Genomic DNA, 26,175 nt, shown 5'->3' with positions numbered 1-26,175 from the left:
AGCGTGTTGATTTGGTCAAAAAAGAACGTATACCAGAGCTTGATATTTACCGGGGAATATTAATTGCGGCCGTCATTACCATCCATGCAACTTCAATGGCTTTGATTGATGCGCGTCATTCTCTATTGTTTTATCCTTTTTTATTTTTAAATATGTTTAGCAGCTTTGCAGTGCCTGTATTTATTTTTGTGAGCGGTTTTGTTCTATTTTACAATTATGTCGATCGGCCACTTCGTGGAAAGAGTATGCTTTTGTTTTTTCGAAAAAGACTGATGTTTATTGTGTTACCCTACGTTTTATTTTCTCTTATGTACTATTTGACCTTGGTGACACGTGGGTTGATGCCGCTTAGTGATCTTCCGCTCGTGCTGCTAACGGGAAATGCGTATACGCATTTGTATTATGTCATTATCATCATCCAATTTTATTTGGTCTTTCCGCTGTTGTTGTGGGGAGTGCAGCGTTTACGTCATTGGTTATCGAGTCCGCGGAGAGCAGCTTTTGTCATTTTGACAGTAGGGTTAGTCATTCAATGGGGGTTTGTACTACTGAACAAATACGTTTGGCAAGAGGAGAGAGGAAGCCTTGCGATTACGTATATCAGTTACTTTGCCTTGGGTGCCGCTGTAGCGATTGGATATGAAGGGTTTAAAAAGTGGCTTTTTCCAGTCCCAGGCACGGTAATAGGTCGCGGTCGATTGATCAGCTGGTGGGCCCTGTGGGCGATTTGGTTATTACTGGGTGTCGTTTATGTACAAGTATGGTTTGTAGCCTACCGCAAAGCCATTTATGCAGACTCGCTGGTCTATGAACTGCTACATAATGCATATGCTCTCGTATCTGCATTGGTGCTGTTTCAGTTATCGGTTTTTTTATATCGTCATACTAGTGATAGACTGCGAATGTTCATCAGTTGGCTGGGAGCATGTTCTTTCGGTATTTATTTACTTCATCCGGCGTTATTACGAGTGTATCGCAAACTGGATTTGCATGGTACACCCATAGAATATGTCTTCTCTGTTGCTGGCGGATGGGTGTTGGCGCTGTTTGGAACATGGCTGATTGTGACGTTGTTTTTTCGATATGTACCATTTTCATGGGTCGGTTTGGGGACAGTTCCGAAGTTTCCATCCCAGAGTAAAGATGAACAGGCAAACTACTAAATACTTTGACTTAGACTGTTGGCTTAAGGCTGACAGTCTTTTTTTAGGATTCATGTATTTTGCATTGGATAAAATATAGAGAGGGACAGCGACTTGTCCGGGCTGTAAAAATGGGCTGCTACGTTTGGTTGACGTTCATAAGTAGGGCATGATAATATATCGAATATACTTTAGTTTGTTAGCACTTTACCATGATAAAGATATTGTGAAATCATGAGGTGATAGAGATGTCTAAGCCAAAAGGATTTGAGATTCCTGTAGGGGTTCGAGATTATCTTCCACGTGCAGTGTCGAAGCTGCGGGCCATTGAACTGAATGTACTCGCATGTATGGAGCGTTGGGGTTACCGTCAGATTATGACGCCTACGATGGAATACTACGATACAGTGGGAGTGGCTAGTTCTACTTCTGATCGGAAGCTGTTTAAATTGCTCAACAACCGGGGGACTACGTTGGTACTTCGTTCTGATATGACTGCTCCGATTGCACGGGTGGTGTCTTCGTTGCTAAAGGAAGAGGAAGTACCGCTTCGCCTGTCCTATCACGCCAATGTATTTCGAGCGATTGAGGAAGAGGCAGGAAGAGAGGCGGAGTTTTTTCAAACAGGCGTGGAGCTGGTAGGGGATGATTCACCTGAGGCTGATGCAGAGGTTGTAGCATTGGCCATTGCATCATTGCAGGCAGCGGGTGTTAACTCTTTTAAAATTGCCATGGGACATGTGGGATTCCTGAACGGGTTATTTGAAGAGATCATTCCAGGTCGCCAGGCTGAACAGCAAGCACTAAAAGAACTGTTGCTCAGTCGTGATGTAGTGGGCTACCGAGCGGCGATTGAAGCTTTAGGTTTGGCCCCTGCGCATCGGGATAAGCTGGAGGCCATTCTTCGGCTGCGTGGTGGGAAGGAAATTTGCGAGCAGGCTACTCGCCTTAGTGTGGAGCAGCAGACGATTCAATCCATTGCACATTTGTGCGAGGTGTGGGAAGTGCTGGAGGCATACGGCGTATCTGAGCATGTGTTAATTGACCTTACCATGATCGGTGATTTTTCATATTATACAGGAATGACTTTTGAGGGCTATGCAGCGGAAATCGGGTTTCCGGTATGCAACGGAGGTCGTTATGACAATCTGCTTCAGCAGTTTGGGCGATCGGTACCGGCTACGGGATTCGCATTGAAGACGAACCGAATCGTCGATGGTGTGGATGGAATTTCAATTGAGACGAAGCGTCCGATATTTATCCGTTATGACGAGCAGGAACGACAAGAGGCGCTATCCGCCGCAGCACAGCTACGTGCAGAGGGTTTTACTGTGGTGACAGGACTCACGGGGGGACCGGAGGATCGACGTCGTGAGCAGCAGGATCTGTACGCAGAGGTATACAGCTATACAGCTGAAGGAAGACGGCCCGTACAAAGGGGGGAATTGTCATGACGGAAACATTGAAGGTAGCCATGCCGAAGGGACGGATTTACAAGCAGGCTTCCAAGTTGTTCCGCCAGGCAGGGGTTCCAATTCCACTGGATGTGGATGAAACCCGCAAGTTGGTCATCCCATTGCCTGAGCTGGGAATGGAATTTATTATGGCGAAGCCCGTCGATGTTCCTACGTATGTGGAGTATGGTGCAGCTGACATCGGCATTGTCGGTAAGGATGTTTTGCTGGAAGAAAACAAGGATGTATATGAGCTACTGGATCTGGGGATTGCCCGTTGCCGGATGTCGGTAATTGCTTTACCTGATTGGCAACCAGGTATTCGTCAGCGGGTCGCTACCAAATATCCAAATGTGGCTTCCCAGTATTTTCGGGAACAAGGTCAGCAGGTGGAGGTCATTAAGCTGAACGGCTCCATCGAGCTGGCGCCGTTAATTGGTCTGGCAGATCGCATTGTAGATATGGTGGAGACGGGACAGACCTTGCGGGAGAACGGATTGGTTGAGCAGATTAGCATACTGGATATTACCAGTCGTTTGATTGCCAACCGGGTCAGTTACCGGATGAAAAATGGTCCGATTCAGGCATTGTGTGATCGATTGCATCAGGTGATCCCAACTGAAGTAGTACCGAAGGATTAAAGGAACGGAGCAACAGTTCAGGAACATTCTGCAAGCAAGCAGCAGGTAGGGGGAATGAGCAAATGAAGATCGTAGCAGCCCGTGATTTCAGCCTCCAACGAGAGGTGGATTACGGAACACCGGAGCAAAACGAGGCTGTGCGTACGATTATTCAATCGGTACGCCAAGAGGGGGATGGGGCTGTTCTGCGGTATACGGAAACGTTTGATGGTGTATCGCTGACAGCGGAGCAGCTTCGTGTGACAGATGAAGAATTAAAGTCGGCCTATGACAAGGTAGAGCCTTCATTTATACAGGCAATTCGAGAAGCGGCGGATCATATTCGCGCTTTTCACCTCAAGCAAAAGCGTAACTCATGGATGGATTTACAGCCGGACGGTAGCTTACTCGGTCAAATCATCCGGCCGTTGAAACGTGTAGGCGTGTATGTTCCAGGCGGTAAAGCCGCCTATCCATCCTCGGTGTTGATGAATGTCATTCCCGCTCAGGTGGCTGGAGTACCGGAGATCGTCATGGTGACACCCCCGGCGACAGGCGGCAAGGCAGGGATCGACCCCTATACACTGGTAGCTGCGGCAGAGGCTGGTGTAACGGAAATATTCAGGGTTGGCGGAGCGCAGGCCATTGCCTCTCTTGCATACGGGACACATAGTATTGAACCGGTCGATAAAATTTGCGGTCCCGGCAACATTTATGTAGCGCTGGCTAAGCGAGAAGTATACGGTGCAGTGGATATCGACAGTATTGCAGGACCGAGTGAAATTGTCGTATTGGCTGATGACACGGCCAATCCCTCTTATGTAGCGGCTGACCTACTTTCACAGGCAGAACATGACGAAATGGCCTCAGCCATACTGGTTACGCCCTCGCAACGCTTGGCCGAAGAAGTATCAGCCGAGGTAGGGCGCCAATTGGCGGAGTTGCCGCGCAGAGATATTGCTGCTGCATCGGTAGAGGCATACGGAGCCATCATTGTCGTTGACAATTTGGAAGAGGGCATCCGTATTGTCAATCGGCTTGCGCCCGAGCATTTGGAGATCATGACAGAGCAGCCGATGGAACATATGGGGATGATCGAAAATGCAGGAGCTATTTTTCTGGGAGCGTACAGCTCGGAGCCGGTAGGCGATTATTTTGCCGGACCTAACCATATTATTCCGACGAATGGAACGGCGCGCTTTTCCTCGCCAGTGGATATTGATGATTTTATCAAGAAGTCGAGTATGATCTATTACAGCAAGGAAGCACTGCTGCGCAATGGAGAGACCATTATGCAGCTTGCCCGGCATGAAGGGCTGGAAGGCCACGCACGGGCGATACAAGTTCGATTGGACAATGAGAAGAAGGCGGTGGATGGCGATGGGGAACGAAAATAACGAAGCAGGGCGTACAGGCAGTGTCAGCCGGAAAACGAATGAAACAGACATTCAGCTGTCATTTGCAGTAGACGGGACAGGGCAGGCAGAGATTGAAACGGATGTTCCTTTTTTAAATCACATGCTAGATTTGTTCACCAAGCACGGACAATTTGATCTTAATGTACAGGCCAGAGGGGATGTGGATATCGACGACCACCATACCGTCGAGGACATTGGGATCTGTCTGGGGCAAACCTTGCTGGAAGCATTGGGTGATAAAAAAGGCATAAAGCGCTATGCCAGCGTCTTTGTACCGATGGATGAGGCGCTCGCGCAGGTTGTTATTGATCTGAGTAATCGACCTCATTTTGAGTATCGTGCAGAGTACCCGTCTCAGCATGTAGGCAGCTTCTCGACAGAGCTGGTGCATGAATTTCTATGGAAATTTGCGTTGGAGGCTCGCATGACGTTGCACGTCATTGTTCACTACGGGCAAAATACCCACCATATGATTGAGGCGGTGTTCAAAGCGCTGGGGCGTGCTTTGGATGAGGCGACCTCCATTGATCCGCGGGTGACAGGAGTGCCTTCAACGAAGGGAGTGCTGTAGTCCATGTCCATTGCCATTGTGGATTACGGCAGAGGGAATCTGCATAGTGTGAGCAAGGCGGTTGAGCGCCTTGGCTTTGAGGCTGTAGTGACAGGAGATGCTCAAGTGATTCGTGCCTCCAGCGGTGTGATTTTGCCGGGTGTAGGGGCCTTCGGGGATGCGATGGAGCATCTGCGTTCCAGCGGATTGGATCGGGTTATTCAGGAGGTTGCAAGTGCTGGACAACCGCTGCTCGGTGTTTGTTTGGGAATGCAGCTATTGTTCACTCGTGGTGAAGAATACGGCAGTCATGAAGGACTTAATATTTTACCAGGCGAGGTCGTTCGGTTTGCTCCTGATCTGGGCGTTAAAGTGCCGCATATGGGCTGGAATCGTCTGCGTATGACTCAGCCGGAGCACCCGCTGTTGCAGGGCTTGGAGGAAGGGCATGTGTATTTTGTGCATTCCTATCATGCGAAGCCAGAGGTCGAAAGTGATCTGCTGGCGGTGACCGACTACGGTGGGCCCGTAACGGCTATCGTGGGCAGAGGCCATGTGTATGGCATGCAGTTCCATCCAGAGAAAAGCGGAGAAATGGGGATGCGCCTGCTTCGTCAGTTTTTGGAACTAGCGGAAGCGAAAAAGCGAGCGTAGCGATTCGTGAGTCTGCATTTGGTGGTACGCCAACTTTGGTCGCTGATTGATGTAAAGGCATATAGATGTTGAATAGCTCACAAGGGGGTCTTAACTTTGTTCACGATATACCCGGCGATTGATATTCGCGATGGCAAATGTGTACGACTGGTACAAGGTGATTATAACCAGGAGACGATATACAACGAAAATCCGGTGGAAGTAGCACGAGAATGGGAGCGCTTGGGTGGCTCCTACATTCATTTGGTTGATTTGGACGGTGCCAAAGCAGGTCAACCAGTGAACGATGCGCTCATTGGGCAGATCGCTTCTGCGGTGCAAGTACCTGTACAAGTGGGCGGCGGCTTACGTACGCGCGAGCATGTGGAACGGCTGTTGTCGCTGGGCGTGAGCCGGGTGATTTTGGGCACGGCAGCTATTGAGGATCGTGCTTTTACGGAAGCGGTATTGGGTACCTACGGTGATCGTATCGCCATCGGTCTGGATGCGCGGAATGGCTATGTGGCTACACGTGGGTGGCTCGAAACCTCGGAGGTCCGAGCAGATGAATTGGCTGCTGAGCTAGCCTCCAAGGGAGCTGAAACATTTATTTTCACAGACATTTCCCGCGACGGAATGATGCAAGGCCCGAATGTGGAGGCGATCGCAGCGCTTGCCAAAAGCAGTGGGCGAACCGTGATTGCATCCGGCGGTGTCAGCAAGATGGATGATCTAATCACACTGAGCACCTATGCGAAGGAAGGCGTAGGCGGAGCTATTGTGGGTAAAGCATTGTATACAGGGAGCATTGATTTACAGATTGCCGTACAAGCTGTAGCAAAGGCATAGGGGGAGTAGGCATGCTGGCTAAACGTATTATTCCCTGCCTGGATGTAAAGGATGGCAGGGTGGTTAAGGGCGTTAATTTTGTGAACTTACGCGATGCAGGTGATCCGGTGGAGCTGGCTGCGCTGTATGACCGGGAAGGGGCGGACGAAATCGTGTTTCTGGATATATCCGCTTCGGTTGAAGGTCGCGCCACGATGGAAGAAGTAGTTCGCCAGACAGCCGGGGAAATTGCCATTCCTTTCACCGTAGGTGGCGGGATATCTCATGTCGATGATATGAAACGTATTTTGCGGGCTGGTGCTGATAAAATAGGCGTAAATACGGCAGCTGTCCGCAACCCGCAGCTGATTGCGGAAGGTGCGCGCAGCTTTGGTTCACAATGTATCGTTGTTGCCATCGATGCCAAGTACAATGAAGCGTGGGGCGAATGGGAAGTATACACGCACGGAGGCCGCACGCCATCAGGCATTCGCGCCTTGGCTTGGGCTAAGGAAGCAGAGCAGCTCGGGGCAGGTGAAATTCTGCTGACTAGTATGAATGCAGACGGAACCAAGGATGGCTTTGACCTGCCACTGACTTCCGCTGTTTCGGGTACCGTAGGGATTCCAGTGATTGCTTCCGGCGGAGCCGGCAAACAGGAACATTTCTATGACGTGTTTACGTCAGGCAAGGCAGATGCTGGATTAGCAGCAACGATTTTTCACTATAAAGAAATCGGGATTCCTGAGTTGAAACGAGATTTGAAGCGCAGAGGAGTGGAGATACGATGAGCAACGAATTGAACCAACAGCTATCTCTGGAGCAGATACTGGATAATGTCCGCTGGAATGAGGCCGGGCTTGTCTCGGCGATTGTGCAGGATGATGCTACGCTTCAGGTATTGACGCTGGCCTACATGAACCGTGAGTCGCTGAAACTGTCTTTGGAGTCAGGGGAGATCTGGTTCTGGTCACGTTCCAGACAGGAGCTGTGGCATAAGGGGGCAACTTCAGGGAATACGCAGAAGATCTCTTCCATTCAGCTGGATTGTGACGGCGATGCTCTATTGGTGCGTGTCATTCCGAGCGGTCCGGCCTGTCATACAGGCGCAATGAGTTGCTTTTCCCGTGATATTTCCGTGCCAGGAACAGCTGTAGCAGCTGGGGCAGGAAATGCAGGAGCTCAAATATTGGGAACCCCTACCAATGCTATTTCCAATGCTTCAGAAGGCCGCTTTGAGGTGCTCGCCCAATTGGAGGCAATTATTAAGGAGCGCGAGGAGACACGTCCTGAAGGGGCCTATACGACCTATCTTTTTGATAAAGGCGTAGACAAAATCCTGAAGAAGGTTGGCGAAGAAGCCTCCGAGACGATTATTGCAGCCAAAAACAAAGATAATGAGGAGTTGCGCCTGGAGGTCAGCGACCTGATTTATCACCTGCTGGTGCTGTTGCAGGAGCGCAAGCTACCACTCGATGACGTGCTGGCTGAGCTGAATCGCCGTCATGAACGCCCTCGTCGTGATTAGGACGGGTATTGTAGGGTTTGAAAAGGGGAGGGCTACATGAAAATTGACTATCATACGCATCATTCCCGCTGCGGGCATGCGATAGGAAGTCTGGAGGAGTACGTACAGCAGGGAATTCGACTGGGGCTGGATCAGCTCGGTTTGTCCGATCATATGCCGCTGCTGCATGTAGAACCGGCCAACTATTATCCAGAAATGGCGATGCCTATGGATGAGCTGCCCCGATACGTGGAAGAATGCTTGGATCTGAAGGAGCGCTATAAAGGGCAAATTGATATTCGTGTTGGCTTGGAAGGCGACTATATCGAGGGCTGGGAACGCGAAATTGAAGATATCATCCATGCATACCCATGGGATTATGTGATTGGCTCCGTCCACTTTCTCGGTGAGTGGGATGTCACCGACTTCCGTCAGGTACACCATTGGGAAGGCAAAAATGTGCTGGAGGTATACCGCACATATTATGATGCGGTTTCCAAGGCGGCCGCTACGGGTTTATATGACATCATGGGTCATTTGGATGTCATTAAACGTTTCGGCCATCATCCGAAGCCGGAGGAAAAGGAGGAGCTACGTGAACTGGAGCGCTCCGCACTCTCAGCCGTAGCCCGCAGTGGTCGGGCAATGGAACTGAATGCATCGGGGCTTTCCAAACCCTGTGCCGAAATGTTTCCGAGCCGACGCATGCTAGAGGAAGCTTTCACGCTAGGTATCCCGTTGACCATCGGCTCGGATGCCCATGATCCGGCAAAGCTGGCTGAGCACTTGGAGAAGGCGCGAGCACTTTTATATGAAGTCGGCTATCGCGAGCTCGCTGTATTTCAGCATCGTGAACGTTCACGGGTTCCGTTAGCGCTATAATACTTATTTATTGGGTCTTAATGTTATATCTAGTTGCTAGCCGAACGCGCCTTTCATACAGGGGAAATGCGCTCGGCTATTTTGCGTATTTTTGCATATGTATCTATTGGGGTACGAGTACGGAACCGTTTTTTGGAATGAGGTAGGATCGACTGTCAAGTCGTTTTGAAGTTGTGGTATACTGAAGGGTATGAACATGCCAGTTACTTTTAAAGGAGGTGCCTTGGTTATTTATGAAAGGGAAACATCTGCGAGTTTCGGAACCTAGCCCTAAGATTATTGCTTTGCGTTTCGACGCATCTTTCTTTTTTGAGAAAGCTGTGCGCTCGCTTGATCGCAATCATTATGACAAGGCATTGAAATATTTTCGCAAAGCCGTTGAATATGAACCGGATAATCCGGTGAATCATTGCAATATGGCGGGTATATTATCAGAGATGGGGGATTATGCAGGTTCGAATGATATCCTGTCCTCTGTTCTGAGTGACGTAGACTCGTCGATGACAGAATGTTATTTCTATATGGCGAATAATTACGCTAATATGGAGCAGTTTGAAGAAGCGGAAAAAGCATTGGTCACGTACCTGGAGGAGGACGAAGAAGGCCAGTTTCTTGATGAAGCCGAGGAAATGATGGAGCTGCTCTATTATGAGCTGGACCGTCCAACGAAGCTGAACCGCATTAAGGCCCGGCAGGGAGTGGTCGAGCATGATCAGGCCCGTGTTCTGCTGGAGGAAGGAAAATTTGCTCAGGCAGCCCAACTGCTCAAGCAAATTTCGGAGGAGCAACCGGACATGTTCGCTGCGCGGAATAATCTGGCGCTAGCGTATTACTACATGGGATTGTTCCAAAATGCTAAGGCTACCATTATTCAAGTGTTGGAGGATGAGCCGGGTAATTTACACGCATTGTGCAACTTGGCGATTTTTTATCAGCACGAAGGCGGCGGCCCAGAATTGGATCGTCTGGTTCAAACCTTGGCGGTCACTATACCGTTTCAGGAGGAGCAGGTGTTCAAGCTGGCGACCACTATGGGGATTCTCGGGCGCCATGAGGAGGCCTACAGGCATTTCCGCAGGTTGCTTCATAGCAATGGAGAGAACAATGCGGACGCTTCTTTGTACCATTACACAGCGGTGGCTGCCAGCAATACGGGAAGATATGCGGAAGCTCGGCGGTTATGGAGTCATTTGCAAAAGCAGGATGCTTCCTCGGAGGTTCCAAGGTTTTTCCTATCCAGATTGGAAGAGCTTCAGCAGGAAGGCACACCGCTGCAAGTGCTCAGCTATCACTATCATCTCCCGTTTGAGGAGCAATTCCGCATGTGGGAGAAGTTTGGCGCTGAGCAGGTGCCTGACAGTATGAAGAAGGACCCGCTAATCCGATCATCTTTCTTCTGGGCCTTGCGCCACGGAGACCGAGCGACTCAGCTACAGGTTATTCAGGCGTTAAGCTTGATCGGTGACGATGAAGTGCGTCAGGCACTGGAGTCCTTCGTAGAAGATCCTGATCAGGAGGGTGAACTCAAACGCCGTGCTTTGCAAGTATTGCAAGAGCTGGCAGAGCAGGATGTGCAGCATACACACACGGAAACAGAACATCCTGAGCGGTTAGAGGCTGAGCAAGATCCGCATACAACTGAAGGTGACATCTCTGCTTCGCCAGTTGATCCACAATGGCAGGCCGTGCTGGACAAGGTACTAACCGTCATGAGCAAATCATCCGATCCGGCCATGCAGCATGATTTGAGATCACTTTGGCAGGAGTATTTGGATCGGCTTGCTCCAGAGGTCCCGATGGTTCAGCATACTGAGGGATGGGCAGCTGCACTGGAATATTTGACAGCCAAATTGCATCATCATTCCGTCACCTATCAGGAAGTAGCTGACCGCTATGGTATTTCCGTATCGACCGTAAGCCGCTACGCACGTCAAATTGACAGCGTGTGTGGTATCAAACAGAAGCTAAAGCAGCCGCTCTCCACGTTTAAAAAGCAGGTCTAACATCTGCTCCAAACATCACTTAAAGGAGGCAACAAACGTATGTATAAATCCATAATTATTGGTACAGGTCCTGCAGGCTACACAGCCGCTATTTATTTGGCACGCGCCAACATGAATCCGCTGATCATTGAAGGAATGCAGCCCGGTGGGCAGCTTACCACAACGACTGAAATTGAAAATTTCCCGGGTTTTGAGCAAGGTATTCTCGGACCTGAGCTGATGGATAACATGCGCAAGCAGGCCGAACGTTTTGGCGCTGAGTTTACTTCCGGTTGGGTAGAGGAAGTCGATTTCAGCAAGCGCCCTTTTAAAGTGAAGGTAGAGGGTAAAGGCATCATTGAGGCGGAGTCGGTTATTATTGCTACAGGCGCGTCCGCCAAATATCTCGGCATTCCGGGTGAGCAGGACAATGTAGGTCGCGGAGTTAGCACATGCGCAACTTGCGACGGCTTCTTTTTCCGTGGGAAAAAGATTATCGTAGTCGGCGGTGGCGATTCAGCCATGGAGGAAGCGAGCTTCTTGACCCGTTTCGCTTCCAGCGTAACCTTGGTCCATCGTCGTGACGAATTGCGGGCATCTAAAATTATGCAAGACCGCGCACGTGAAAATGAAAAAGTACATTGGGCATTAAATCGTACTCCTCTGGAAGTTGTAACAGGGGAAACTGGCTTAAAGGGCTTGAAAGTACACAATAATGAGACCAACCAGGATGAGCTGATTGAGGCAGATGGCGTGTTTGTGGCGATTGGCCATACACCGAACACAGGCTTCCTGAACGGACAAATTCATACCGATGAACACGGCTATATTGAAGTGAAGCCAGGCACGACGGAAACGAACATCCCGGGTGTTTTTGCCTGTGGGGACGTGCAGGATAACCGTTATCGACAAGCCATTACGGCTGCGGGAACGGGATGTATGGCGGCTATGGATTGCGAGAAGTATCTTGAAGGCAGCGCTGTCCACGACTGGAGCGAAACACTGGATCAATAAAGAGTGTCTATAATACACAAAGTGGCTCATGTGAGGGGCTAAGCCCCCTCTGTTAAGCCCCGTTGTTTGTTCAGGAAGAGAAAGCCTGGTGCATTTGCACAGGCTTTCTCCTTTTTATGATTATTGAATTTATAAATTTTCAGCGGAGCTGAACAATTCTATAATCACAAGAAAAATTCCGTTAAGCGTGGTCTGGCTTCCTTGAAAGTACGTCAATAGACGTTTTTCTTACGGAGGCATGAGTTAAAAAGTTCAGCTAATCGTACATTTTTCAACAGGTAAGTGTCCTTGACCGTAACGGGGGCTTCAATTATAGTTGGAACGTAGGATTACTCCTACGAGGCAGGAATTTTAAGCATATATTTTATACCAGTTTTTTAAGTAAACATAAAGGTGGCTTGGAACATGTCTGAAAGTATCTATGTAGGTGTCGATTTGGGCGGTACCGCGATTAAAGTCGGCATTTGTAATGAAGACGGACAGCTTTTGCACACATATGAGGGACCAACCGAAACCGATAAAGGTGTAGACGTTGTCATCGGTAATATCGAAAAATATGTGCGGCATATTGTTGAGCAATCTCCTTATGAGTGGGATCAACTAAAAGGTGTCGGTGCAGGTGTTGCAGGTTTTACGAATGTTCGTGATGGTATTATTGTCCTCGCTCCTAATATTGGCTTTCGTGACGTACCGATCCGTGCGCTCCTAGAGAACCGGATTGGCAAGCCTGTAAAAATAGACAACGATGCGAATGTTGCTGCGCTGGGTGAGGCTTGGGCTGGCGCAGGCAAAGGCATAGAAAACTGTGTATGCTATACCCTGGGAACAGGTGTAGGTGGCGGTATTATTATAAATGGTAGAATATACCAAGGTTCTTCGGGTATGGCTGGGGAAATTGGACATATCAGCGTCGTGCCTGATCTGGAGGCTATTCAGTGTGGATGCGGCAAAATGGGTTGCTTGGAAACTGTATCTTCCGCAACAGGCATCATTCGTATGGCCAAGGATGCTGTGGAACGTGGCGACCGGACCTCTCTGGCGCTGGAAGATCACATTGCTGCCAAGGAAGTATTCGATGCTGCTAAAGCTGGGGATGAAGTCGCGTTGCGTATCGTGAACCGGGCTGCCTTTTATTTGGGGAAATCGATGGCAGCGGTTGCCGCTGTGCTTAATCCAGAGTTGTTTATTATAGGCGGCGGTGTTTCTAAAGCAGGCGACTTTTTGTTTGAAGAGATGCGTCGCGTATACGCCAAGCTGGCACCTGAGCCGCTTCAAAAAGGGGTATATATCGTACCAGCGGTTTTAGGCAATGACGCGGGTATCGTAGGGGCTGCTGGGTTGCTGCTGCGCTCTTAATCCGGGGTTGACGATAGGGGTACTGACATAGAGCAAAGAAGCAAAAGGAGAGGGAAGTCCATATGACAGATAATTTAAAAAATGCTGCACCGTGGGCAACGCTCATTATTATTACAGGGATGTCAGGCGCAGGGAAGACCATTGCGGTGCAAAGCCTTGAAGACTTGGGCTTCTTCTGCGTTGATAATCTGCCCCCTGTGCTGATTCCCAAATTTGCCGAGTTGATTGAGCAGTCTAACGGTAAAATTGGCAAGGTGGCTCTCGTCATTGATCTACGCGGACGAGAATTTTTCACCGCCTTGTCAGAATCGCTAAATTATATTAAAGATCATTTTACGATTCATTGTGAAATTTTATTCTTGAATGCGAATGACGGTGTTCTTGTACAACGGTACAAGGAAAGCCGTCGACGGCATCCGCTTGCTCCAGATGGTATGCCTTTGGACGGGATTCGATTGGAGCGTAAGATGTTGGAAGAACTCAAAAGCTCCGCTACACAGGTTATTGATACCAGTACGATGAAGCCCGCAACCTTAAAGGCGAGGATTATTTCGAGATTTTCCCATCTGGAGAGCAGTATGCTGTCCGTGAACATTACATCTTTTGGCTTCAAGTATGGTATTCCCATTGATGCCGATCTTGTATTCGATGTGCGTTTCCTGCCTAATCCCCACTATGTGGACCAACTACGTCCACACACGGGACAGGATAGCGATGTATATGATTATGTTATGAAGTGGCCGGAGACCCAGGCGTTTCTAACCAAGTTGTTGGATATGTTGCACTTTTTGATTCCGCAGTATCGCAAAGAAGGTAAAAGCCAGGTCATTATCGGTATTGGCTGTACTGGAGGTAAGCATCGTTCAGTTGCAATATCGGAGTATTTAGGAAAAATGCTGGGTGCCAGCGAGACAGAATCCGTTTCTGTTTCGCATCGGGATGCTGATCGGGACCGGCATTAATGAGGTGAAATCATGAAAGAGACCGGATCACAACGGGAGCGCCCACGTATTGTTGTTATGGGCGGCGGAACCGGCTTGTCCGTCATGCTGCGGGGCTTGAAGCAAAAGCCGCTGGATATTACGGCTATTGTTACAGTCGCTGACGATGGCGGAAGCTCCGGGATATTGCGCAGTGAGCTGCAGATGCCCCCTCCAGGGGATATCCGCAATGTGCTGACTGCCTTGGCTGACGTGGAACCAGTAATGTCAGATATGCTAAAATACCGTTTCGGTGCTGGATCAGGATTGTCAGGCCATAGTCTGGGGAATTTGATCTTAGCAGCGATGACTGATATATCGGGGGATTTTGTAACGGCGGTGCGTGAGCTTAGCCGTGTATTTGCTGTCCGGGGGCGTGTACTGCCAGCGGCTGAAGAAGGCGTTGTGCTCAGCGCCGAGATGGAGGATGGCACGGTGATCACCGGGGAGTCCAAAATCCCGGAAGCGGGCGGACGCATCAAACGTGTTTTTCTTGAACCGACTCACGTGGAGCCGTTGCCTGAGGCTGTGGAAGCCATTAATGAAGCCGATGCGATTCTGATTGGTCCCGGCAGTCTATATACCAGCATTTTACCGAATCTGCTTGTGCCAAAGCTTGCTGAGGCTGTGGTGAAATCAAATGCGATCAAAATATTTGTCTGCAACGTGATGACCCAGCCAGGGGAAACCGACGGCTATACAGTGGGAGATCATCTGCAAGCGATCTATGAGCATGTTGGGCATCACCTCTTTGACTATGTCATTGTGAATAACGGGGAAATTCCACCCCAAGTACAGGAGATGTATGCCGAGCAGGGAGCTAAGCCTGTTCAGGTAGACATGGGCGAGCTGGCTGATCGAGGATATAAAGTAGTGGCAGATACGTTAGTTCTGTTCCGTACGTATTTACGGCATGATGCCGACAAACTGAGCCAGCATATTTACCAATTGGTACAAAACTGGATGTTAAGAAGGAGGTGAGTCCCTTGTCCTTTGCGGCACAAACGAAAAAAGAGCTTACGATGATTGAAAGCCAGCCCTGCTGTGAAAAAGCGGAACTGTCTGCGCTCATACGTATGCTCGGATCCGTACAACTGTCGAATAAAAGGGTGATATTGGACGTGTCCACAGAAAATGCCGCGATTGCAAGGCGGATTTACTCCTTGATCAAAAAGCATTTTCAACTTCACATCGAACTGCTTGTACGGAAAAAAATGCGCTTGAAAAAAAATAATGTGTATATTGTCCGTATCCCCAATGGTGTACAAGAGCTGCTAAAGGAGCTTTATATTGTCTCAGAAGGTTTCTTGTTCACTGACGGGATTAATCGTGATATCATTCGGAAAAACTGTTGTAAGCGGGCTTATTTGCGGGGTGCCTTTATGGCAGGTGGCTCTGTGAATAATCCAGAGGGGTCGTCTTACCACCTTGAGATTTCTTCGATGTATGAGGAGCATTGTCAGGCGTTAGTTGATCTCGCTAATGAGTTTCATCTCAACGCCCGCTGTATTGAGCGAAAAAAAGGCTTTATCCTTTACATCAAGGAAGGCGAGAAGATCATTGAGCTGCTCAGTATCATTGGGGCGCACCAAGCCCTGTTCAAGTTTGAGGATGTACGCATTATGCGCGATATGCGCAATTCCGTAAACCGTATTGTTAATTGCGAAACAGCGAATTTGAACAAGACGATCGGAGCCGCTGTCCGGCAAATTGAGAATATCAAGCTGCTGGAGAGGGAAGTTGGTTTGGAGACCTTGCCGGATAAGCTGCGTGAAGTGGCAGAAATTCGACTCGCTCATCCCGATTTGAATTTGAAAGAAGTCGGGGAAATGCTCAAAGGGGTCGTGAGTAAATCGGGTGTAAATCATCGACTTCGCAAAATTGATGAGATGGCTGACAAAATCAGGGGGGAAAACGGCCTGATTCCGTAAAAAAGGGTCTGTGGGGCTCTTAGCCCCGGTTTTTTTAGTTTTTTTTCTAGTGTCTGTCCCGGGTTAATGTTATAATGTGATAAATAAAATGGAGTAAATAGCGTCCAGATTTATTTGATGAGGGGGTAAGCTGACATGTCAAAACATCCAGTAGTCGTACGCTTGAAAACAGGACTGCACGCCAGACCTGCTGCGTTGTTCGTACAGGAAGCGAATAAATATTCATCAGAAATTTTTGTGGAAAAAGAAGACAAAAAGGTTAATGCCAAGAGCATCATGGGTATTATGAGCCTCGCCATCAGTACAGGTACTGAAATCAATATTAGTGCCGAAGGTGCGGACGCCGAACAGGCTGTAAACGCTTTAGTAAGTCTGGTTAGTAAGGTTGAACTGGAAAATCAATAAACGAACATCTGCTTTGTGATATGATGTACTCTTAGTGAAAGCCCCCTCGGGGGCTTTTTTTGTATCCAGAGAAAAGCATTCAACCCGTCCCACCATTAAGCTATTGATGTATATTTATTTGAATATAGCGACCGCATTAAGTCCAAGCTACAAATAATTAAAACCCCTGTGGTATGCCTTGTTTCGGAAATTTATACCGCTTGACTGCAACCTTTTACCGTTTTTTCCGTCTGGAAGGTACAAACATTTTCAAGAAAGAGGTTGAGTACGATGAGAGTTTGGACAAAAACAGTAAGCACAGCAATTCTTGCAGGAGCATTATTAGCTGGAGGAGTAGCAGGAGGGCTGTGGACGGGAGCTGATCGCGCTTATGCTGCAACGGCGACGACGGCGAATGGTGTAATTAATGTGAGTGGAAGTGGTGAAATAATGGCTAAGCCAGACATCGCTTATCTCTCCATTGGGGTGCAATCGGAAGGAAATACTGCTGCTGCTGCTCAAAAAGCTAATGCTGCGAAAATAAACAAGGTCACACAGCTGTTAAAAGGAAAATGGAGTATCAGTGCAGACGATATTCAGACAAGCCAGTTCTCTGTACAACCTAACTATACCTATAACGAGAAAGAAGGACAGAAGCTCAAAGGCTACATTGCTAACCATACACTTTCTGTGAAATATCGCAACTTGGACAAAATTGGTCAGCTGCTGGATGAGGCTACAAACTCCGGTGCAAACAACGTAGATAATATACAGTTTTCCGTAGAGAATCCTTCTTCTTATGAGGAAGCTGCTATTGCAAAAGCGTTGGATAACGCTCAATCCAAAGCCAGTGCCGTAGCAAAATCAGCTAAACGCGGCTTAGGGGCTCTGGTGAATGTGACAGTAGATGGCGGGGAAGCTCAGGTTTTCACACAACGTGAGAATGCCATGTCCAAAGCGCTCATGGATATGAGTGGCGGAACAGAGATACAGTCGGGCCAAGTAACGGTGAAAGTCCAAGTGTCTGCCCAATATGAGATGAACTAGTATAGGCCATTAAACGGAGCCGCAAGCGCCTGCAACATTGCAGGGTGACTTGTTGGCTTCTTTTGTCTATTGAAACCGTTTTGTAATGAGTCTGTCATAGCTAATGGCTGTTAGGTGTACAGATTGAAATCAGTGAGTGTACAGATTGTAAACCACATACAATAGGGTATAGATATAATAAGAAAAGTGATCAAAACACATAGATAATACAGATTCACAATAGGAGGAATACTTACGATGAACAAGCATACGAAAAAATGGGGCTCAGCACTGCTGGCAGCGGGAATCTTAGCAGGGGTTGCGGTCGTTCCCGTTTCCTATATTGAGGCAGCTTCGACCAAACAGCAGCAAGCGACAACACAGCAACCAGGGGTCACCATCCAATGGAATGGTAAAACGTTGGCCGCTAAAGGTGTACAAGTGAACGGGAACACAATGATTCCAGTGGCAGCACTGCGTGATAGTTTGGGAATTCCGGTGAGCTATGACACCAAGGAAGGGACATATACAGTGGGGAGCGGGTACAACAAGCTCTATATCGTGGTCTCCTCCTCGGATGCCTATGCCAATGTGAACGGGATCAACACGCGCAGCATGGATGCCAAAATGATCGCCGGGAAGCTATATATTCCTATGAGTCTGCTGAAAGACTATCTGGGTATCGATGCGCAGTGGAATGCAACTCAGAAAACAGTAACATTGAGTAAAAGCCAGCTAAATCCGATCACAATTGCATCTCAGACGCTTCCAGCTTCGAGTAATGCAAAGGTATCCTATAAGATTAAGTATCCGCAAATCAGCGGCAGCCAGCTGAATCCTGAGGCTCAACAGGCCATTAATAATATGCTTAAAAAGCATGCAGAGACAGTATTGGCAGCAGGCAAAAAGATGGTGGCAGAGGGAGAGGTTACAGCAGAAAGACCGTATGATTTCGAAAATGATTTTGCAATTGCCTATAATAAGGACGGTATTCTAAGTGTGATTATGCAGGACTACTCGTATACAGGTGGCGCACACGGTATGACGGCACGTAAAGGATATACGTTCTCGCTTGCTGATGGTAAGCTGTTGCAATTGTCTGACGTATTGAAGGCAAATCCTAACTACAAAAAGTTCCTGAATGCTGATTTGAAGAAAAAAATTGATGCGCTCCAGGCTGGCGAAGGTTTTGAGAAATTTAAAGAGTTGGCCTCAGATCAGAATTTTTATGTGACCAACAGTGGAGTAACCATCGTGTTTGATTTGTATGATTATGCGCCATACGCTTATGGAATTCCGGAGTTTACTTACTCGTTCGCTCAACTGCTGCCTCAGGGCGGTAAGCCTTTTGCGGGACAAAATCAATAATCTGGATTAGTTATATATTGAAAATTAATAGTAAATAAAAAAGACTGCCTACCGGATACGAAAATCCGAGGCAGCCTTTTTATTTACCAGCTATTCAGAAGAAAACCACTTTTCTTATACACCTTCTGGAGAGGAGCTAGTTAACACTTTATCAATAATACCGTATTCCTTGGCATCATCAGCGGACATGAAATAGTCACGGTCTGTGTCTTTTTCGATGCGTTCCAGTGGTTGACCTGTGCGATCTGCGAGAATGCGGTTCAACTTGTCACGCATTTTCAGAATGCGACGGGCGCGAATTTCGATATCCGTTGCCTGTCCTTGTGCACCGCCTAGTGGCTGGTGAATCATAATTTCACTGTTTGGCAAGGCAAAACGTTTACCTTTGGCACCTGCATTCAGCAAGAAAGCACCCATGGAAGCAGCCATACCTACACAAATGGTAGATACGTCAGGTTTAATGTATTGCATCGTATCGAAAATGGCCATACCAGCTGTGATGGAACCGCCAGGGCTGTTAATATACAAGTGAATGTCTTTTTCAGGATCTTCAGCAGCCAAAAACAGCATTTGGGCAATAATTGAGTTGGCTACAACGTCATTGACGTCCGAGCCCAACAAAATAATGCGATCCTTCAACAGTCTGGAATAAATGTCATAGGCGCGTTCGCCGCGGTTACTTTGTTCTACTACCATAGGAACATAGCTCACGTCAAAAAACCTCCCTTAAATCGTTAGTGGATTTGGTGGATATGCCGAATACACATCCCTATTTATAAACTGTTACCGTATTAACCACATGATAAACAATTTCAAACAAAAAGTCAAAGAAAGTCAAACTATTGATTAAAAAAAAGAACGCTTAGCGCTCTTTTTGGTTAAAAACATTATATGGAACATTTAGCCAATCATATAAAACGACGCGCCCGCGAGGAATCGAACCTCGATCTCAGGCTCCGGAGGCCTACGTCATATCCGTTGGACCACGGGCGCAAAGATGAATCATTACAAGCAACCAACTAATTAATTGGAAACAAAGATGATTATATGATATACGGCATTGAATTGCAAGCTTTTATTACGTGCGCATATTCACATAAAAAGTTGAGAAATATAGGTTCAGATAGACTTGCATGTGAAGCAAATATTGGGTAAGATATACGTGGGACTTAAAAAGTTATCCCGGGACATTTTAAGACCAGTTAGAGATATAGCATAGAGACAGAACTTAGAAGTGTGCGGGAGTGGAAAGCATGCGAAAGATATTAGAAATACAGAAGCAGCTTCTGCCCGACCTCATGGATGTTTTGAAAAAAAGGTACACGATCCTGCATCAGATTATGTTGTCCGAAGTTATCGGACGCAGAACACTGGCAGCTTCACTGGATATGACCGAGCGCGTACTGCGCGCTGAGACTGATCTCCTTAAAGCGCAAGGGCTAATTGAGATTGAGAGTGTGGGCATGAAGGTGAGCAAAGCAGGACTGGATCTGCTGGAACAGCTGGAGCCGATTGCGAACAACTTGTTCGGCCTGTCCCAATTGGAGGATCAGATTCGTCAAGCCTACGGTTTGAGGAAGGTGGTTGTCGTTCCAGGGGATTCGGATGCTTCACCGTTAGCGAAGCAGGAACTGGGCCGTGCTGGCGCAAAGGCGCTGCTGAGTGTTATGGATGACGAGGACGTGGTCGCTGTAACAGGTGGCACGACGATTGCAGATGTGGCGGAACAACTGGCATTACCTGCTAACGGCCCGCTTAAGGGCGGATGGTTTGTACCGGCACGCGGGGGTTTGGGAGAGAGCATGGAAATGCAGGCAAATACAATTGCCTCCACGATGGCTCGCAAGGTCGGCGCTCAATACCGTCTGCTCCATGTACCGGATTTGCTCAGCAATCATGCTTACAACTCCTTGCTTGAGGATACGAATATTCAGGATATATTAAGCCTGATTCGAGAGAGTCGTATTATCATTCACGGGATAGGCAACGCCATAGCAATGGCCCACAGACGCAAGCTTGACCCTGAAACCTTTGCCCAGATCAGCAATGAGGGTGCGGTCGCCGAATCGTTTGGTTATTATTTTAACGAAGACGGCGTCGTTGTTCACAGAATGCTGACGCTCGGACTCCGTTTGGAGGACATCAGGCGTACGGAGACGGTGTTAGGTGTGGCTGGAGGCAAGAGCAAGGCTGCTGCTATTCATGCAGTATTGCGTTTCGGACAGGAAGACATTCTTGTCACCGACGAAGGCGCTGCTGCCGAGATTGTAAGCCGTTATTTAAGAGATTGATAAGGTTTTTTAATTGTGTTGTCTTGACGGGCTTTCGGGTCTGTCTTGAATATATAAAACTAAACTAAACGAACTTTGGGAGGAACTCACTCATGACAGTTAAAGTTGGTATTAACGGTTTCGGACGTATTGGACGCCTTGCTTTCCGCCGTATTCAAGACGTAGAAGGTATTGAAGTAGTAGCAATTAACGACTTGACAGATTCCAAAATGCTGGCACATCTGTTGAAATATGATACAACACAAGGTACTTTCCAAGGACAAGTAGAAGTACATGACGGTTTCTTCAAAGTAAACGGTAAAGAAGTTAAAGTTTTGGCTAACCGTAACCCTGAAGAATTGCCTTGGGGAGACCTGGGCGTAGACATCGTTCTGGAATGCACAGGTTTCTTCACAACTAAAGAAGCTGCTGAGAAACATTTGAAAGGCGGCGCTAAAAAAGTTGTTATCTCCGCTCCAGCTACTGGCGACATGAAAACTGTCGTTTACAACGTAAACCATGAAATTCTGGACGGAACTGAAACTGTAATTTCCGGTGCTTCTTGCACAACTAACTGCTTGGCTCCTATGGCTAAAACACTGCAAGACAAATTTGGTATCGTTGAAGGCTTGATGACTACAATTCACGCTTACACTGGCGACCAAAACACTTTGGATGCTCCACATGCTAAAGGTGACTTCCGTCGTGCTCGCGCAGCAGCTGAAAACATCATCCCTAACACTACTGGTGCTGCTAAAGCAATCGGTCTGGTTATCCCTGAGCTGAAAGGTAAATTGGATGGTGCAGCTCAACGTGTTCCAGTACCAACAGGTTCCCTGACTGAGCTGGTAACAGTTCTGGAGAAAAACGTAACTGCTGAAGAAATCAACGCAGCGATGAAAGAAGCTTCCGATCCTGAAACTTACGGATACACTGAAGATCAAATCGTTTCTTCTGACATCAAAGGTCTGACTTTTGGTTCCCTGTTTGATGCAACTCAAACTAAAGTTCTGACTGTTGGCGACAAACAATTGGTTAAAACTGTAGCTTGGTATGACAACGAAATGTCCTACACTGCACAATTGATCCGTACGTTGGAATACTTCGCTAAATTGGCTAAATAAGAATTCCTTATCGAGCAACATCATAGAGCGGAAACAGGTGTTATTGTTTCCGCTCTTTATATATCAAAATGTGCCTTAAATTCCTGTTTCGTAAAATTATAAGGGTGCGGAGGAATATGGAGATGAACAAAAAGAGCGTACGTGATATAGAACTGAATGGAAAACGGGTGTTTGTTCGTGTAGATTTTAACGTTCCGGTTGAGGATGGTAAAATTACCGATGACAAGCGTATTCGCGAAACCTTGCCAACCATTAACTACCTGATTGAAAAAGGTGCAAAAGTTATTTTGGCGAGTCACTTTGGACGTCCAAAGGGTCAAGTTGTTGAATCCATGCGTCTGACTGCTGCTGGTGTGCGTTTGTCAGAACTGCTTAATAAGCCTGTTGTTAAGGTGGACGAAGCAGTTGGCGAGGCTGTTAAAGCGAAAGTGGCTGAACTGAAAAACGGCGATGTGCTATTGCTTGAAAATGTACGCTTCTACCCAGGAGAAGAGAAAAATGATCCTGAACTGGCGAAGCAATTTGCTGAGCTGGCTGACATTTTCGTGAATGATGCTTTTGGTGCAGCACACCGTGCTCATGCTTCTACAGAAGGTATCGCGCATCTTCTTCCGGCTGTTTCCGGCTTGCTGATGGAAAGAGAGTTGTCTGTTATTGGTAAAGCCCTGTCGAATCCAGATCGTCCTTTTACAGCCATTATTGGCGGTTCCAAAGTAAAAGACAAAATCGACGTAATCGACAACCTGTTGAACATTGCAGATAACGTAATTATTGGCGGCGGTTTGACTTATACATTCTTCAAAGCTCAAGGTCATGAAGTGGGTCAATCTTTGCTGGATGAATCCAAACTGGACGTTGCTCTTGGATTTATTGAAAAAGCGAAGAAGCTTGGCAAAAACTTCTACCTTCCTGTGGATATCGTTATTTCTGACGATTTCAGCGCTACAGCGAACACGAACATTGTGGACATCGACGGCATTCCTGCAGATTGGGAAGGCGTGGATATCGGACCGAAAACTCGCAAAATCTATGCAGATGTTATCAAAAACTCCAAATTGGTTGTTTGGAATGGACCAATGGGTGTATTTGAAATCGAGCCTTTCGCTGGCGGTACTCGTGAAGTAGCGGAAGCTTGTGCTACAACAGAAGCATACACCATCATTGGTGGCGGTGATTCTGCGGCTGCGGCTGAAAAATTCCACTTGGCTGACAAAATGGATCACATCTCCACTGGCGGCGGCGCATCCCTGGAATTCATGGAAGGCAAAGCACTTCCGGGTGTTGTTGCACTTAACGATAAATAATCAAACGCATTACGCGTAATAAAGGCTTTAGGGCACCTAATAGTTAGGAGTTGAAACCATTGAGAACACCGATTATCGCGGGTAACTGGAAGATGTTCAAAACCGTACCAGAAGCTAAAACCTTCATCGAAGAGATCAAAGGTAAAGCAGAGGTTGCAGGAGTGGAGAGCGTTATCTGTGCTCCATTTACAAATCTTCCTGCTCTGGTTGAAGCAGTAAAAGGTACATCTATTAAAATCGGCGCACAAAACCTGCACTTTGCAGAAGATGGCGCATTTACAGGTGAAATCAGCGGCGGAATGCTGAAAGATCTGGGCGTAGACTACGTTGTGATCGGACACTCCGAGCGTCGTGAGTATTTCAACGAAACAGACGAAACGGTGAACAAAAAGGTTCATGCAGCATTCCGTCATGGATTGACACCAATCGTATGCGTAGGCGAAAAGCTGGAAGACCGTGAAGCAGGTCAAACCAAAGAAGTTGTAAAAGTGCAAACTGTAGCAGCTTTTGCTGGTCTGGCTAAAGATCAAGCGGCACAAGTTGTAGTTGCTTATGAGCCAATCTGGGCCATCGGAACAGGCAAATCCTCCACTTCGCAGGATGCGAATGAAGTGATTTCCTACATCCGTAGTTTGATTAAAGAGCTGTATGATGAAAATACAGCAAATGCTGTACGTATTCAGTACGGTGGTAGTGTAAAACCTGAAAATGTTACTGAGTACCTGGGTCAAAGCGATATCGACGGCGCGCTCGTGGGCGGTGCCAGTCTTCAACCGGCGTCGTACATCGCGCTTGTTGAGGGGGCGAAGTAAGATGACAGCACCAAAACCGGTAGCTTTAATTATTATGGACGGATTCGGACTGCGTGACACTGTGGAAGGCAATGCGGTTGCACAGGCCAATAAACCGAATTACGACCGGTATTTAAAACAGTATCCACATACTACTTTGACGGCTTCTGGTGAAGCGGTGGGTCTGCCGGAAGGACAAATGGGTAACTCCGAAGTAGGTCACTTGAACATCGGCGCAGGCCGAATCGTATATCAAGATTTGACTCGTATTTCGAAGTCCATCCGTGAAGGCGAGTTCTTCGACAATGAAACATTGGTTAAAGCCGTGCAGCATGCGAAGAAGAACAACACTAAACTTCACTTGTACGGACTTCTGTCCGACGGTGGTGTGCATAGCCATATCAGCCATCTGTTCGCTATGCTGGATCTGGCTAAAAAAGAAGGATTAACCGAAGTGTACATTCATGCTTTCATGGATGGACGTGACGTTATGCCTGATAGCGGCGTAGGCTTTATGCAACAACTGGTCGCTAAAATTCAGGAAGTGGGCATTGGCCAAATTGCAACCGTACAAGGACGCTATTATGCAATGGACCGCGACAAACGTTGGGAACGTGTTGAGAAATCTTACCGTGCAATCGTATACGGTGAAGGCCCTCAATATACCGACCCACTCGAAGCATTGAAGGAATCGTATGAAAAATCAGTGTTCGATGAATTTGTGGAGCCAACTGTTATTGTGAAGGCTGATGGAAGCCCTGTAGGGCTGGTTGAAAGCAATGACTCTGTCGTATTCCTGAATTTCCGTCCTGACCGTGCGATTCAATTGTCTCAAGTATTTACCAATGAAGATTTCCGTGGTTTTGACCGTGGGCCACAATGGCCTAAAAATCTGCACTTTGTTTGCCTGACCTTGTTCAGTGAAACGGTTGGAGGCTTTGTTGCCTATGAACCGAAAAACCTGGACAACACGTTTGGCGAAGTGCTGGTACAAAACAACAAAAAGCAATTGCGTATTGCTGAGACAGAAAAGTATCCGCACGTTACTTTCTTTTTCAGTGGCGGACGCGATGTGGAGCTTCCTGGCGAAACTCGTATTTTGATCAACTCGCCTAAAGTGGCTACATATGATCTGCAGCCTGAAATGAGTGCGTATGAAGTAGCGGATGCTGCTGTTAAGGAAATCGAAGCCGACAAGCATGATGCGATTATCCTGAACTTTGCCAATCCGGATATGGTTGGACACTCCGGTATGCTGGAACCAACAATTAAGGCAGTAGAGACGACGGATGAATGTGTTGGACGTGTTGTAGATGCAGTTAAAGCCAAAGGCGGCGTGGTAATTATCATCGCTGACCATGGTAACGCGGATATGGAAATTGATGAGCAGGGACGTCCGTTCACAGCTCACACAACGAATCCGGTTCCGTTCATTTTGACTGACGAAAATATCGTTCTACGTGAGCATGGAATTCTGGCTGACGTAGCTCCAACGCTTCTGGATTTGATGCAACTTCCGCAACCTGCGGAAATGACAGGAAAATCTATGATTGCATCCCGCAAGTAAGCTTGATTTAATAAGTATAGGTTTGACCAATAAATTATGAATTA

The 26,175-nt window shown here is 47.6% G+C and carries 25 protein-coding genes and 1 tRNA gene; 24 read left to right on the top strand and 2 right to left on the bottom strand.

Annotated features, from left to right (window positions below; genetic code table 11):
- Positions 1–11 precede the first annotated feature (11 nt).
- The 19 genes from HFD99_RS18145 to HFD99_RS18055 all read left to right on the top strand — a co-directional run bounded on the left by HFD99_RS18145 (position 12) and on the right by HFD99_RS18055 (position 19,075).
- Positions 12–1,163, top strand: coding sequence for an acyltransferase (locus HFD99_RS18145; protein ID WP_123796629.1), 1,152 nt, complete (start codon positions 12–14; stop codon positions 1,161–1,163).
- Positions 1,164–1,390: 227 nt separating this feature from the next.
- Positions 1,391–2,596 carry an ATP phosphoribosyltransferase regulatory subunit gene (locus HFD99_RS18140; protein ID WP_016820113.1) on the top strand — a complete coding sequence of 402 codons (1,206 nt, stop codon included), beginning with the start codon at positions 1,391–1,393 and terminating at the stop codon, positions 2,594–2,596.
- The gene (hisG, locus tag HFD99_RS18135) at positions 2,593–3,237 is read left to right on the top strand and encodes an ATP phosphoribosyltransferase (RefSeq protein WP_016820114.1); all 645 of its coding nucleotides are present in this window, start codon (positions 2,593–2,595) and stop codon (positions 3,235–3,237) included. The genes HFD99_RS18140 and hisG overlap by 4 nt, the downstream gene beginning before the upstream one ends.
- 62 nt (positions 3,238–3,299) lie before the next feature.
- Positions 3,300–4,613, top strand: coding sequence for a histidinol dehydrogenase (gene hisD, locus HFD99_RS18130; RefSeq protein ID WP_123796630.1), 1,314 nt, complete (start codon positions 3,300–3,302; stop codon positions 4,611–4,613).
- Positions 4,597–5,205 carry an imidazoleglycerol-phosphate dehydratase HisB gene (gene hisB, locus HFD99_RS18125; RefSeq protein ID WP_029514775.1) on the top strand — a complete coding sequence of 203 codons (609 nt, stop codon included), beginning with the start codon at positions 4,597–4,599 and terminating at the stop codon, positions 5,203–5,205. The genes hisD and hisB overlap by 17 nt, the downstream gene beginning before the upstream one ends.
- Before the next feature lie 3 nt (positions 5,206–5,208).
- Positions 5,209–5,838, top strand: a complete 630-nt coding sequence (hisH, locus tag HFD99_RS18120; protein ID WP_016820117.1) for an imidazole glycerol phosphate synthase subunit HisH — start codon at positions 5,209–5,211, stop codon at positions 5,836–5,838.
- A 96-nt stretch (positions 5,839–5,934) separates the two neighbouring features.
- Positions 5,935–6,666 carry a 1-(5-phosphoribosyl)-5-[(5-phosphoribosylamino)methylideneamino]imidazole-4-carboxamide isomerase gene (hisA, locus tag HFD99_RS18115; RefSeq protein WP_044786789.1) on the top strand — a complete coding sequence of 244 codons (732 nt, stop codon included), beginning with the start codon at positions 5,935–5,937 and terminating at the stop codon, positions 6,664–6,666.
- An 11-nt stretch (positions 6,667–6,677) separates the two neighbouring features.
- Positions 6,678–7,436 carry an imidazole glycerol phosphate synthase subunit HisF gene (gene hisF / locus HFD99_RS18110; protein ID WP_031462590.1) on the top strand — a complete coding sequence of 253 codons (759 nt, stop codon included), beginning with the start codon at positions 6,678–6,680 and terminating at the stop codon, positions 7,434–7,436.
- Positions 7,433–8,173 carry a bifunctional phosphoribosyl-AMP cyclohydrolase/phosphoribosyl-ATP diphosphatase HisIE gene (gene hisIE / locus HFD99_RS18105; RefSeq protein WP_123796631.1) on the top strand — a complete coding sequence of 247 codons (741 nt, stop codon included), beginning with the start codon at positions 7,433–7,435 and terminating at the stop codon, positions 8,171–8,173. The genes hisF and hisIE overlap by 4 nt, the downstream gene beginning before the upstream one ends.
- A gap of 36 nt (positions 8,174–8,209) precedes the next feature.
- Entirely contained in the window at positions 8,210–9,034 is an 825-nt protein-coding gene (gene hisJ / locus HFD99_RS18100) for a histidinol-phosphatase HisJ (RefSeq protein ID WP_123796632.1), read from the top strand.
- A 233-nt stretch (positions 9,035–9,267) separates the two neighbouring features.
- On the top strand, positions 9,268–11,037 hold the full coding sequence (locus HFD99_RS18095; protein WP_016820122.1) for a tetratricopeptide repeat protein: 1,770 nt from the start codon (positions 9,268–9,270) through the stop codon (positions 11,035–11,037).
- A gap of 39 nt (positions 11,038–11,076) precedes the next feature.
- Positions 11,077–12,030, top strand: coding sequence for a thioredoxin-disulfide reductase (gene trxB / locus HFD99_RS18090; protein WP_013368806.1), 954 nt, complete (start codon positions 11,077–11,079; stop codon positions 12,028–12,030).
- A 405-nt stretch (positions 12,031–12,435) separates the two neighbouring features.
- On the top strand, positions 12,436–13,386 hold the full coding sequence (locus HFD99_RS18085) for an ROK family glucokinase (RefSeq protein WP_016820123.1): 951 nt from the start codon (positions 12,436–12,438) through the stop codon (positions 13,384–13,386).
- 62 nt (positions 13,387–13,448) lie between these two features.
- Positions 13,449–14,348, top strand: coding sequence for an RNase adapter RapZ (gene rapZ / locus HFD99_RS18080; protein ID WP_013368808.1), 900 nt, complete (start codon positions 13,449–13,451; stop codon positions 14,346–14,348).
- Positions 14,349–14,360: 12 nt separating this feature from the next.
- Positions 14,361–15,347 (top strand): gluconeogenesis factor YvcK family protein, encoded by a 987-nt coding sequence (locus HFD99_RS18075; RefSeq protein WP_045244936.1) that lies wholly within the window; start codon positions 14,361–14,363, stop codon positions 15,345–15,347.
- Positions 15,348–15,352: 5 nt separating this feature from the next.
- Positions 15,353–16,297, top strand: coding sequence for a DNA-binding protein WhiA (gene whiA, locus HFD99_RS18070; protein WP_013368810.1), 945 nt, complete (start codon positions 15,353–15,355; stop codon positions 16,295–16,297).
- A gap of 135 nt (positions 16,298–16,432) precedes the next feature.
- Entirely contained in the window at positions 16,433–16,702 is a 270-nt protein-coding gene (locus HFD99_RS18065; protein WP_013368811.1) for an HPr family phosphocarrier protein, read from the top strand.
- 270 nt (positions 16,703–16,972) lie between these two features.
- Positions 16,973–17,728, top strand: coding sequence for an SIMPL domain-containing protein (locus HFD99_RS18060; protein WP_045244937.1), 756 nt, complete (start codon positions 16,973–16,975; stop codon positions 17,726–17,728).
- Between the two features lie 237 nt (positions 17,729–17,965).
- Positions 17,966–19,075, top strand: a complete 1,110-nt coding sequence (locus HFD99_RS18055; RefSeq protein WP_123796633.1) for a PdaC/SigV domain-containing protein — start codon at positions 17,966–17,968, stop codon at positions 19,073–19,075.
- 114 nt (positions 19,076–19,189) lie between these two features.
- On the opposite strand, the gene clpP is transcribed toward HFD99_RS18055, so the two are convergent.
- Positions 19,190–19,786, bottom strand: coding sequence for an ATP-dependent Clp endopeptidase proteolytic subunit ClpP (gene clpP / locus HFD99_RS18050; RefSeq protein ID WP_013368815.1), 597 nt, complete (start codon positions 19,784–19,786; stop codon positions 19,190–19,192).
- A 210-nt stretch (positions 19,787–19,996) separates the two neighbouring features.
- Positions 19,997–20,068: transfer RNA gene (locus HFD99_RS18045), tRNA-Arg, on the bottom strand.
- 260 nt (positions 20,069–20,328) lie between these two features.
- Between HFD99_RS18045 and HFD99_RS18040 the strand changes: the two genes are divergently transcribed.
- The 5 genes from HFD99_RS18040 to gpmI all read left to right on the top strand — a co-directional run bounded on the left by HFD99_RS18040 (position 20,329) and on the right by gpmI (position 26,131).
- A complete protein-coding gene (locus tag HFD99_RS18040) occupies positions 20,329–21,366 on the top strand; it encodes a sugar-binding transcriptional regulator (RefSeq protein WP_017427871.1) in 1,038 nt (345 codons plus the stop codon).
- Between the two features lie 92 nt (positions 21,367–21,458).
- Complete coding sequence (gap, locus tag HFD99_RS18035; RefSeq protein WP_017427870.1) at positions 21,459–22,469, top strand: type I glyceraldehyde-3-phosphate dehydrogenase; 1,011 nt, start codon at positions 21,459–21,461, stop codon at positions 22,467–22,469.
- Between the two features lie 122 nt (positions 22,470–22,591).
- Positions 22,592–23,773, top strand: a complete 1,182-nt coding sequence (locus HFD99_RS18030; RefSeq protein WP_016820125.1) for a phosphoglycerate kinase — start codon at positions 22,592–22,594, stop codon at positions 23,771–23,773.
- Positions 23,774–23,832: 59 nt separating this feature from the next.
- On the top strand, positions 23,833–24,585 hold the full coding sequence (gene tpiA / locus HFD99_RS18025; protein ID WP_013308264.1) for a triose-phosphate isomerase: 753 nt from the start codon (positions 23,833–23,835) through the stop codon (positions 24,583–24,585).
- Position 24,586: 1 nt separating this feature from the next.
- A complete protein-coding gene (gene gpmI, locus HFD99_RS18020; protein WP_016820126.1) occupies positions 24,587–26,131 on the top strand; it encodes a 2,3-bisphosphoglycerate-independent phosphoglycerate mutase in 1,545 nt (514 codons plus the stop codon).
- Positions 26,132–26,175 lie beyond the last annotated feature (44 nt).

The organism is Paenibacillus sp. EKM301P, from assembly GCF_011800295.1.
Lineage (GTDB): Bacteria > Bacillota > Bacilli > Paenibacillales > Paenibacillaceae > Paenibacillus > Paenibacillus polymyxa.
Note: the sequence above shows the minus strand (reverse complement) of the source record. Positions and strands in the feature narration are given on the sequence as shown.

Coding starts and splice junctions, on each gene's coding strand:
- gap (WP_017427870.1), top strand. CDS start 21,459: ATGACAGTTAAAGTTGGTATTAACGGTTTCGGACGTATTGGACGCCTT.
- gpmI (WP_016820126.1), top strand. CDS start 24,587: ATGACAGCACCAAAACCGGTAGCTTTAATTATTATGGACGGATTCGGA.
- HFD99_RS18140 (WP_016820113.1), top strand. CDS start 1,391: ATGTCTAAGCCAAAAGGATTTGAGATTCCTGTAGGGGTTCGAGATTAT.
- hisB (WP_029514775.1), top strand. CDS start 4,597: ATGGGGAACGAAAATAACGAAGCAGGGCGTACAGGCAGTGTCAGCCGG.
- hisIE (WP_123796631.1), top strand. CDS start 7,433: ATGAGCAACGAATTGAACCAACAGCTATCTCTGGAGCAGATACTGGAT.
- HFD99_RS18040 (WP_017427871.1), top strand. CDS start 20,329: ATGCGAAAGATATTAGAAATACAGAAGCAGCTTCTGCCCGACCTCATG.
- HFD99_RS18030 (WP_016820125.1), top strand. CDS start 22,592: ATGAACAAAAAGAGCGTACGTGATATAGAACTGAATGGAAAACGGGTG.
- HFD99_RS18060 (WP_045244937.1), top strand. CDS start 16,973: ATGAGAGTTTGGACAAAAACAGTAAGCACAGCAATTCTTGCAGGAGCA.
- hisF (WP_031462590.1), top strand. CDS start 6,678: ATGCTGGCTAAACGTATTATTCCCTGCCTGGATGTAAAGGATGGCAGG.
- HFD99_RS18065 (WP_013368811.1), top strand. CDS start 16,433: ATGTCAAAACATCCAGTAGTCGTACGCTTGAAAACAGGACTGCACGCC.
- HFD99_RS18055 (WP_123796633.1), top strand. CDS start 17,966: ATGAACAAGCATACGAAAAAATGGGGCTCAGCACTGCTGGCAGCGGGA.
- HFD99_RS18085 (WP_016820123.1), top strand. CDS start 12,436: ATGTCTGAAAGTATCTATGTAGGTGTCGATTTGGGCGGTACCGCGATT.
- hisJ (WP_123796632.1), top strand. CDS start 8,210: ATGAAAATTGACTATCATACGCATCATTCCCGCTGCGGGCATGCGATA.
- trxB (WP_013368806.1), top strand. CDS start 11,077: ATGTATAAATCCATAATTATTGGTACAGGTCCTGCAGGCTACACAGCC.
- hisD (WP_123796630.1), top strand. CDS start 3,300: ATGAAGATCGTAGCAGCCCGTGATTTCAGCCTCCAACGAGAGGTGGAT.
- HFD99_RS18095 (WP_016820122.1), top strand. CDS start 9,268: ATGAAAGGGAAACATCTGCGAGTTTCGGAACCTAGCCCTAAGATTATT.
- rapZ (WP_013368808.1), top strand. CDS start 13,449: ATGACAGATAATTTAAAAAATGCTGCACCGTGGGCAACGCTCATTATT.
- HFD99_RS18075 (WP_045244936.1), top strand. CDS start 14,361: ATGAAAGAGACCGGATCACAACGGGAGCGCCCACGTATTGTTGTTATG.
- hisH (WP_016820117.1), top strand. CDS start 5,209: ATGTCCATTGCCATTGTGGATTACGGCAGAGGGAATCTGCATAGTGTG.
- hisG (WP_016820114.1), top strand. CDS start 2,593: ATGACGGAAACATTGAAGGTAGCCATGCCGAAGGGACGGATTTACAAG.